Consider the following 6,157-nt stretch of genomic DNA (forward strand, 5'->3'; position numbering starts at 1 on the left):
ATAGAGGAAGGGAGCTTGTTTCGCTTTAACCTGCTAGAGGTGATCTTAGATGTCGGCAATTCCGCAAAAAGCAGAAGTTATTCACGCCGTTTATGACGGTCAAGGGAAGAGTCGTCCCCTTGATCAAGAGACTAATGAACCTGAGGAAATGGATTTTGATCCCACCTCTGATTTAGAAGAAGCCAACGCAGATCTTGCCTCACTTAAGATGACCCCCATCGCTGCCAACCATCGGCGGGGAACCACCGATTTAGTGCGGTTATATCTACAAGAAATTGGACGTGTTCATCTCCTGGAGCGAGATGAAGAAGTTGCCGAGGCCCAGAAGGTCCAACGCTATATGCACCTTCTGGAGACACGAGAAGAATTTATCGACAGTAATCCTGTTATTGCGGAGTATGCTCGTCTGACTGATATTCGTGATCAGCTCACTGCTTTGTTGGGACACCGCCCTTCCTTCAACCGCTGGGCGAAAGAAGCAGACATCCCTGCCGCCGATCTAAAGCCCCGTCTCGCCGAGGGAAAAACCGCTTGGGCTGAAAAAGCGGAGTTATCGAATACCGAGCTAGACCAAATTATCAAGCAAGGGATTAGAGCTAAGGATCATATGATTCAGGCCAACTTGCGCCTGGTTGTGTCTGTGGCCAAGAAATATCAAAATCGAGGCCTAGAACTGCTGGACCTTATCCAAGAGGGAACTTTGGGGCTGGAACGGGCAGTAGAGAAGTTTGATCCGACCAAAGGGTATCGATTCAGTACCTACGCCTACTGGTGGATTCGGCAGGGAATTACCCGTGCGATCGCAACCCAAAGTCGCACCATTCGACTCCCGGTCCACATCACCGAAAAACTAAACAAGATCAAGAAGGCTCAACGAAAGCTGTCCCAAAGCAAAGGACGCACTGCCAGCATTGAAGATATTGCTCAGGAAATGGACATGACCCCGGAGCAAATTCGGGAACTTCTAGTCCGGGTTCCTCGCTCAGTCTCTCTGGAGATTAAAGTCGGCAAGGACAAAGATACCGAATTGGGTGAGCTGCTGGAAACAGATGATATTTCCCCGGAAGAGCTGATCATGCGAGAGTCCTTACAGCAAGAGTTAAAACAGTTGCTGGCAGATTTAACGGACCGGGAACGAGATGTAATCACCATGCGGTTTGGTCTGAATGATGGGAAAACCCATTCCCTTGCTCAAATTGGCAAATCTCTCAATTTGTCCCGAGAGCGAGTCAGACAAATTGAATCCAAGGCGTTACAGAAATTACGCCAACCTAAACGTCGTAACCGAATTCGTGACTTTTTAGAAGCGTTTGCATAATCAATCGTTTATTCGGAATTGCCAATATTTTAGAGGGGATCACTTGATGATCCCCTTTTCTATAGGTGGAAAATTTTTATGTTGTGCCCATCGCTAGTTCAGGAAGTCACCTCGGTTGGCGATGGCGAAATCCCCTTTACTTTTCTCAATAGAATCTTCTTGTTGCAAAAGGATACATCATTGGTTAGACTTTCAATAAGCTCGTTTTCTTGAGAAAAGACTATGTACACTGCTAACTCACTCAAAGCAGAACTGAACGATCGGGGATGGCGTCTCACTCCTCAAAGGGAAACGATTCTCAATGTGTTTCAAGACCTGCAAAAAGGGAAGCATTTGAGCGCTGAAGATTTATACAATCTCCTGGAAGAAAAGGGTGAGCCCATTAGTCTATCGACCATCTATCGAACAGTAAAATTAATGGCCCGTATGGGAATTTTACGGGAATTAGAATTTGCTGAAGGTCATAAACACTATGAGCTAAATCAGCCCTATCCTTATCACCATCACCACTTAATTTGCGTCAAGTGCAACAAAACTATTGAATTCAAAAGTGATTCTGTTCTGAAGATTGGCTCTAAGACTGCTAAAAAGTCGGGGTTCCATTTATTGGACTGCCAGCTCTCAATTCATGCCATCTGTCCCCAATGTCAGCGGTCTTTACTACCGACCTAATCTAGGGTTTGGCAATATTGAATCAGTTCGGGAAAAAATTGCGAAAAATCCTGGGCAAATATTTGATAATAGGTTACCCAATCCTCGATCGCAGGACATAGGTTTACAGAACGCTGCCAACGGCGACTGATTCTTTGAGACAAGCGAGCCAAGGTTGCCTCAATACCTTCTATTGTTTGATATTGGGTGAGCCAATCTTCTGTGGTGATCCGATCCAGCAAAAAGTGAATATCAGCAGGTAGCCAACCGGAATAGCTTTGAAATGAGCGGTAAATATCACGGGTGAAGATGGCTAACGGCACATCGCTGTACGCTGACCACTGTTGAGCTAGATGGTGGTCATAAAAAATATCCACTAAAATTCCGGCCATGCGACGATGAGCTGGCCCCATCAAACGTTTACTGTGGCAAAAGATGGGATGTCGATCCGTAAAGCTATCAATTTGCTGATGGTGTCTCATTCCAGCCTGCATCGCTAGAGGAAACTGCTGGCGAGCTGAGCCTTTGATAAAATCGGCCAACAAGTTTCCTAACCGATGTTCTACAGTCGGCTGAGCCAGGTAGAGATGGGCAAGCCAATTCATGCGGAAGGTTCATCCAGCACATTAACAGACTCTGGATATTGGTCTATGTAGGCCGAGACTGCTGTCGGTAGCGTTGCAAAAATATATTCGGGTGGAATATTAGCCAGAAAATCCGTGTACTGTAATTGACCATATAGGTCCTGTTTCATCCGCGCAATACCAAACATAATGTCTTGCTTGGCGAGTTCTTGGCGCAGCTCTTCCAACATATCGACCGCCGTAATATCGATATTAATGATGGCTTCGGTGTTGAGGACAAACCAATGGACGGGGGTGATTTCCTTTGCGATTGCATCCAAGACCCGCAGTCTGAAATTCTCGGCATTGGCAAAACAGAGGGGCGCATCATAGCGATAAATCACCAGCCCTGGCCAGGTCGCTGTCCCCTCCCAATCCGCAATATCATGGAGGCCAGCCATACCTGGAACTTTCCCCAGCACCGCATCATGGGGGCGGGCAATCCGGGCAAATAGATCAATCACCGACAAGCCCACCGCCACCGCTACCCCCAATAAAATATCGGTTCCCAGCACTCCCAGCGTGGTGATGATGGCTAACCCCCACTCCGTTTTTCGAAACCGCCAGAGTCGCTTAAATTCGGCCCATTCAATCAATCGGGTCGCCGCAAAGATCACGATCGCCCCTAGCGCCGCTGTGGGAAAGAGCGCCAGCACCGGCCGCAAAAACAGCAGCACCATCACCACTACCCCAAAGGCAACCAAGGAAAAGACTTGGGTTTTACTCCCCAAGGCATCGCCAATCACCGTGCGGCTCCCACTGCTGCTAATCGGAAAACCTTGCAGCAGCCCCGTGCCCAAATTTGCGATACCCAAAGCTAACAGTTCTTGATTACCGTCGATTTGATACCCATTACGGTTGGCAAAGGACCGGGCGGTCAACACATTGTCTGAATAGCCCACTACCGCAATGCCCACCGCTGCCGCGAACAAAGTAGAAATTTTTTCAGGTAAAAAACGGGGAAGAAGCGGCGTGGGCAAACCAGCTGGAATAGTACCCACCACCTTCACCCCTTGCTGGTCTAATTGGAGTATGGTAACCGCTGCCGTCGCCAATAAAACTGCAATCAGCGGTCCCGGCCATCTGGGAAAGCGAGATTGCATGACAAACAGGAACAACAAGACGGAGGTAGCCAACATAAATGTCGGTGGATGTAGTTGATTGAAGTGAGTGATGAAATCCCCCACTTCCCCCACCAAACTCTCAGCTTGAATGGGAATACCGCTGACCTTGCCCAGCTGGCCGATGATCATGATCAGCGCTACCCCAGCCATATAACCCACCAAAATTGGCTTTGAGAGTAAGTCAGCCAGAAAGCCAAGTCGAGCGATATAAGCAATCAGGTAAACCAGTCCGACAAACAAAGCTAAGACCGAAGCCCAACTCGCAGCCTCATACGTTCCGCTAGTGACTAACGGCCCAATGGCAACAGCCGTCATCACAGCGGTTGTCGATTCAGGTCCTAAGGAGAGTTGCAACGAAGACCCGAAAATCGCGTAGATAATCATGGCAGGCAAAATGGCCCACAATCCAGCCACAGGCTCCACTCCTGCTAGCTCCCCATAGGCCATGCATTGGGGAATCAAATAGGCCGCGACCGTTACCCCCGCGATGCTATCCTGCCGAAACCACTGCCACTGATAATGGGTCAGCTGCCACCAACCTGGTAGCAGTGACCGCAGCCCAGACTTGCCTTTCTTAGCCACAGTTGATGCTTCTGTTAAATCTGGATTGATATTATCTTGATTTGGCGGCAGGAGTGCTAGGCCATCTCAGACCTGTGAACAGGCTGATAAATATCACCTAAGGTGTGATCGGCATTGACCGTTATCACTAGATCTGCCCCATGTTTGGCGATAGTCAAGGGTTTCACAAATAGCTCTGGATGGAGTGCTTTCCAAAAGTAGTCCACAAATTCATCGATTTCTTGATCACTCATGCCAGCGTTACCGGCTGCGATCGCTTTATGTTCTGCTTCCTTCCGCCACTGCTTGCTCAGCTGATAATCTGCGAGATTCAGCACCATCAAACGATCAAGACGGTCCCAGAGGGGTAAGTAATCCTGCAAGCGCTGGTTCATATCCATTGCAAACTTGCGATCGACAGGCGTATTAATCGGTGAAGGCGCTTGTTCAAAGACGTCTGGTGAAATGGGTTGTGCCCCGACAAACCACCCCTCAAACAGGATAATATCGGCGGTCGGCACAATCTCAAACCCATTGCGATCGCCTTGGCCCCCAAAAGCCGACTTATCAAACCGAGGCACTTGGATCGAAGTATTGGCTTGATTAGCTCGCACCTGATCCAAAATTTGGATACCTAAATCGACATCATGGGTTCCCGGTGGCCCTCGCCATTTCAGTCGAGAATCTTGGGCCTGCAGATGTTGACGCTCAGCATAAGTCTTATACAGATCATCAATGGACAGGCAACAACAGGAATACCCCAGCTGCTTAAGGATGATCTGCAACACCGTCGTCAGCGTCGTTTTCCCAGCCCCTTGCATCCCCAATATCCCTTGAATTAAGGGGCGACTGAGATCCTGTCTAGCCTCTGCAAGTTGATAGGCTAACGGCATCCATACCCGCCAGAGTGTCTCTAGCGGTGAAGTGGAAATTTGGCAATCTCCGCACCAAAACGCCTCCACCTGGGGATAGATCTGCGGGAGGAGCTGGGCGAATTGGTGAACGGTTGTTTCTAAGGATACTGGAGTTAGGCCAAAGGCTGCTGCCCGATAGGGTTCAGACAACATCCCTTGGCCTAATTCAGCGATTTGATGCTGGGTTAGCGCCTGACCTTGAACCAGCTGTTCTAAACTGTCCATGATTTAGGCATGGATGCCTAGCACTGGCGCAGTTCAACGTTAACGGGTTCAACCTTCCAGATATCTCGACAATAGTCTTCAATCGAGCGATCTGAAGAGAACTTACCCATCCGAGCCGCATTCAAAATAGACATACGGGTCCATTTTTCTTGATCCTTATAGACTGCAGCGACCTGATCTTGACAAGCAATATAGGAGGCATAGTCAGCGAAGAGGAAATACTGGTCCTGATTAAGTAAGGAATCGATTAAAGGCCGGAACAGCTCTGCATCCCCTTGGGAGAAGAAGCCAGAGGCAATCCGATCAATCGCCAACTTCAGTTCAGCGTTGGTATGGTAGTAATCCCGCGAGCGATACCCATGGGCTCGCTTGTGATAGACCTCTTCTGTCGTTAGGCCGAATAAGAAGAAATTCTCCTCGCCCACTTCTTCCCGAATTTCCACGTTGGCCCCATCTAAGGTGCCAATGGTAAGAGCACCATTCAGGGCAAATTTCATATTGCCTGTACCTGAAGCCTCTTTACCCGCAGTGGAAATCTGCTCTGACAAATCAGCAGCGGGGTAAATACGCTGGGCCAACTTGACGTTATAGTCCTTCAAAAAGACTACCTTAAGCCGTCCTCGGACATCGGGGTCACGGTTAACCACATTTCCCACGGAGTTGATCAGCTTGATAATCAGCTTGGCCATAAAATAGCCTGGCGCTGCTTTCCCACCAAAGATAAAGGTGCGAGGCGTAATC

6 protein-coding genes are annotated in these 6,157 nt (G+C 48.8%); 2 read left to right on the forward strand and 4 right to left on the reverse strand.

Annotated elements, in window-relative coordinates; genetic code table 11:
- Positions 1–49: 49 nt before the first annotated feature.
- Together sigC and Q0991_RS08860 are read left to right on the forward strand one after the other, a co-directional pair.
- Positions 50–1,318 (forward strand): RNA polymerase sigma factor SigC, encoded by a 1,269-nt coding sequence (gene sigC, locus Q0991_RS08855; RefSeq protein ID WP_299487501.1) that lies wholly within the window; start codon positions 50–52, stop codon positions 1,316–1,318.
- Between the two features lie 222 nt (positions 1,319–1,540).
- Positions 1,541–1,990, forward strand: a complete 450-nt coding sequence (locus Q0991_RS08860) for a transcriptional repressor (RefSeq protein WP_299487503.1) — start codon at positions 1,541–1,543, stop codon at positions 1,988–1,990.
- On the opposite strand, the gene Q0991_RS08865 is transcribed toward Q0991_RS08860, so the two are convergent.
- From Q0991_RS08865 to Q0991_RS08880, 4 genes are all read right to left on the reverse strand, one after another.
- The gene (locus Q0991_RS08865) at positions 1,987–2,574 is read right to left on the reverse strand and encodes an acyl carrier protein phosphodiesterase (protein WP_299487505.1); all 588 of its coding nucleotides are present in this window, start codon (positions 2,572–2,574) and stop codon (positions 1,987–1,989) included. The two genes, Q0991_RS08860 and Q0991_RS08865, sit on opposite strands and share 4 nt — an antisense overlap.
- Complete coding sequence (locus tag Q0991_RS08870) at positions 2,571–4,298, reverse strand: solute carrier family 26 protein (RefSeq protein ID WP_299487507.1); 1,728 nt, start codon at positions 4,296–4,298, stop codon at positions 2,571–2,573. The genes Q0991_RS08865 and Q0991_RS08870 overlap by 4 nt, the downstream gene beginning before the upstream one ends.
- Before the next feature lie 56 nt (positions 4,299–4,354).
- A complete protein-coding gene (locus Q0991_RS08875) occupies positions 4,355–5,416 on the reverse strand; it encodes a glycerate kinase (protein WP_299487510.1) in 1,062 nt (353 codons plus the stop codon).
- A 17-nt stretch (positions 5,417–5,433) separates the two neighbouring features.
- Positions 5,434–6,157 (reverse strand): glycogen/starch/alpha-glucan phosphorylase (locus Q0991_RS08880; protein WP_299487512.1); only part of this gene is annotated, 724 nt, incomplete at its 5' end.

The organism is Acaryochloris sp. IP29b_bin.137, from assembly GCF_028285745.1.
GTDB lineage: Bacteria > Cyanobacteriota > Cyanobacteriia > Thermosynechococcales > Thermosynechococcaceae > Acaryochloris.

What these genes read in the sequence shown, in the direction of transcription:
- Q0991_RS08865 (WP_299487505.1), bottom strand. Translation starts at nt 2,574, where the DNA reads ATGAATTGGCTTGCCCATCTCTACCTGGCTCAGCCGACTGTAGAACAT.
- sigC (WP_299487501.1), top strand. Translation starts at nt 50, where the DNA reads ATGTCGGCAATTCCGCAAAAAGCAGAAGTTATTCACGCCGTTTATGAC.
- Q0991_RS08860 (WP_299487503.1), top strand. Translation starts at nt 1,541, where the DNA reads ATGTACACTGCTAACTCACTCAAAGCAGAACTGAACGATCGGGGATGG.
- Q0991_RS08875 (WP_299487510.1), bottom strand. Translation starts at nt 5,416, where the DNA reads ATGGACAGTTTAGAACAGCTGGTTCAAGGTCAGGCGCTAACCCAGCAT.